The organism is Photobacterium frigidiphilum (assembly GCF_003025615.1).
GTDB classification, from domain to species: domain Bacteria; phylum Pseudomonadota; class Gammaproteobacteria; order Enterobacterales; family Vibrionaceae; genus Photobacterium; species Photobacterium frigidiphilum.
On record NZ_PYMJ01000087.1, the window covers coordinates 1 to 3344 of the forward strand.

General features: G+C 42.4%; 2 protein-coding genes and 1 pseudogene. 1 reads left to right on the forward strand and 2 read right to left on the reverse strand.

Features of this window, described 5'->3' with window-relative positions:
- Window positions 1-428: 428 nt before the first annotated feature.
- Window positions 429-1394, reverse strand: a complete 966-nt coding sequence (locus C9J12_RS29670) for a ParB family protein (RefSeq protein ID WP_107247020.1) — start codon at window positions 1392-1394, stop codon at window positions 429-431.
- A 1-nt stretch (window position 1395) separates the two neighbouring features.
- Window positions 1396-2646 carry a ParA family protein gene (locus C9J12_RS29675; protein WP_107247023.1) on the reverse strand — a complete coding sequence of 417 codons (1251 nt, stop codon included), beginning with the start codon at window positions 2644-2646 and terminating at the stop codon, window positions 1396-1398.
- Window positions 2647-2977: 331 nt separating this feature from the next.
- On the opposite strand from C9J12_RS29675, the pseudogene C9J12_RS31365 reads away from it, so the two are divergent.
- Window positions 2978-3344, forward strand: a pseudogene (locus tag C9J12_RS31365) (hypothetical protein); the annotation flags it as partial.

Below are 3344 nucleotides of genomic sequence, written 5' to 3' on the forward strand. Positions count from 1 at the left end.
GAAATGAATGGACACGCAGGAAGTACAATGACTCATGAGACCGGTAGCGACGATTACAAACACTTAGCAGGAAAAGGTGAAAGCTCTTGATGTTGTGAGTTCGACGGTAGGAGAAGGATTGCTGTTGATAGCCCTGACCGTTACCTTTGGTGAAGACAACGTAGTTGGCTGAGTTTCACAAGCGATATGAGAATGGAACATACGAAAGGGAGCGTGAGAAATAGGGCATGGTTGCCCCGAAGGGGTGCTAAATAAGATTCATCGTTGACAGCGACACCTCCAAGAAACAAAGAGCACCTCCCTTGATAGCCTAAAGTATTATTAGCAGAGATAGGCCGCTAGTTAACTGATTAATTTAAGGGGGTAATTAAAAACAACCCCCATTGTCCCCAGAAAAACCATTTTCAAAAAGCTGGGCATTACAGCTCTTAATCGCTGATTTTTGTCTTTAAGAAATCCACTAAATCCACATATAACTCAGGGGAAAGACGACTCAGTTCAATTTTCAAACAACGATTATCGCTACTTCTAGATACCTTGGCATACTTATTTTTTTCATCAAACTCAGCCAAAGATTCCGTTGCCCATACTAACTTCTTAGTCTCCCCATCATCCAAGGTGCTTGCAAGCGTGCTCATTAAGTCACATATCGCTTTCTGTTTTCCCTCTATAGAAGCCAAACCATCCACAGTCCGTAAATCTAATCGATGAACAAAATCAGACACTGAGTAATTCATTTTTTTAAGTACTTTCTCTACCTTCGCAATTTTCACATAAAAACTGTTAGGTATACCTTCACAATCAGGGAAAATCTTAATCAACTCATCAGCAATAACAGCAGCCACATACCGTTTACGACACGTCTCACGACCAAGACCAAGATACTCAGCAAGCTCATTAATATTATTGAGCCCTTTTTCACTCATTATCGCAGGGTAACTCGCACCTAGTTCACGATAAGACAACCCTTTAACTGCCTGAGTCGTATTAATAAACGCAACTAAATCGCCTTCAATAACACCATTATCGATAACCCAAAGAGGAAGCGATTTATTTGCTAAAAGACAACTAAAGCGGCGACGAGAGCTATCAAGTAATTCATAAACCCCTTGCGAGTTAATGATCGCCACACCTTCCGTATGTACCCCTTCATCTTTAATGCTAGGTAAAATGTCGCGAACAGAATCTAATGTTAGAGAGGATTGACGACGAGGGTTTAACGCATGGATAACCGTTTTACTTTCGATAGCATCGGCATCAATCACCACTCGGGTCGCATTCACAGATGCACCACTGGCAAACGTGAGCACCTTTGTCATTATTTCTTTTTTTGCTAACTTACCTAATTGGTTACCTTGCTTAAACCCCGTACGTTTTTCTTGTGGTCTCAACATATTATAACCCCTTCGTCGCTAGCTGCTTCATCTCGGTGATGAATTGATGATAAACAGCATTGACCGATGTCAGAGCCAAGTCCAATTGCTTACCAGAGCAAAGTTGTTCTGATTTGCGAATATCCCACACAGTTCGGTTACTTTCCGCCGCAGACACAAATGCTTCAGAATGACGAATAGCCGTCGACAACAAATGACCTTGAGTTGAGCGTAATAACTTATTAAAAACCTTCACCTCATGCGAACTTTTTTCATCAAAATTCACAGGTAATAACTTTGCCCACTTTAAATTCTCACCTTTAGAGGGTAACTCTCTAAAAGTACTCGGCATCGTTGCCATATAATTAGTTGTTGATGAAAAGTCGAATTCTCGTGGTGTTACCGGAATTAACACCGCATCAGCCGCTTCATTCACAGCCCAGAGAATCGGAGAGTTTTGTGGAGGGGTATCGATAAATATCAAATCATACTCCTCACGCAAGGAAGGAATAATTTTTTCTCTTAACGCACATAACAACTCACTTTGACCAGCTTCATCTTGCCCCCAATAAACATCAACAAAACGCTCATCAGAAGGAAAGGCAGGTATGACGTCCAGATTGGGTAAATGCGTTTTAAAGGGAATAGCCTTAATTAGCTCACTCTTCTCATAACCTTGTTCAAGGTATTGAGCAAAATCCCCTTCAGGCTCCAACTCAGATAACGCAACATCGACAGCCGTCATATATACCGCTTCTTCACTGTCCTGATGAATCAAGTTTTGCCCTGTGGAGCCTTGCGGATCGAGATCAATGATCAAACAACGAGCGTTAAGATTTAAATCTAGCGCACAAGCTGTAGCCAAAGTAACCGTCGTTGTAGATTTTCCTGTACCGCCTTTATGGTTTTCAACTGCGACGACAATCGAATTAAAACGGTCGGCATAACGAGGTAACGCCATATGATCCATGAAATTCTTTACATCAAATCGATTATATAAATGCGTTCTTCCCTGAATAATCGGCTGACCAATCACACCACTCTCTATTGCCTCGTCAATACGCGTATTAAATGTCACTCGCGACAGACCAAACAACTCTTGTAATTCTTTCTTCTTTAAACAGTGATTATAAATCAGGCGGTCGACTTTATCGTTTAGCTCTGCATCCGTGACCTTAATCTGCATTTTTTCTTTAATAAGAGCTTTCAGGTTGGCTTGCTCTTGTTGCATCCGTTCAGAAACGAGATCCAGAGAATCGAGAATAGTGCTCATAGTTACCCCTCATCATTAGCATGGATGTAAGATACAACAAGCAAAAGCGAAATTAAACCCTTTAAGCGTACCAATCTAACAAATAGGTTTAATTAATAGTTGTTATGGAATATTTAGCACAGTTTGCATACAAAAGGAAAGGTAACTCTGGGGACAATGGGGGTTGTTTTGTAAATCCTCATTCTCTCACTAGGAATTTGGTTCTGTCGCATCTTGGTGCTCAACTAATAGCAATTCTTACTGTTATCACCCCTTTTGACGAACGGATGACAAATTAACAGGCTTATCAGTGATGATAGGCCTGTTTCTTTATCTGACCTTGAGATCCCCGATACCCCTGAATTTCGCCAACAAACAGTCTCCTTCCGCCACTATTCTAATGGCGGTCCGCTGGTATGTGGCCTACAAGCTCAGTTACCGGGATATCGAGGAGTTATTGGCAGAGCGCGGGGTTCAAGTTGACCACGCAACTATCCATCGCTGGGTGTTGGAGTATGCCCCTCAGCTGGAAGCCGCGTTCCGTAATGGCAAGAAGCGTGCTGTCTCTGGTTCGTGGCGAATGGATGAGACCTACAGTGTGCCCGGAGTTCAGGGCGAGCATGGAAGCTTAAATGAACCACGAGTCTATCTGAAATACACAAGCGCGGTAGCAGGAGCTAATTTGTGTTTGTGGCTATGTCTGGTTGTGCAGGCATATG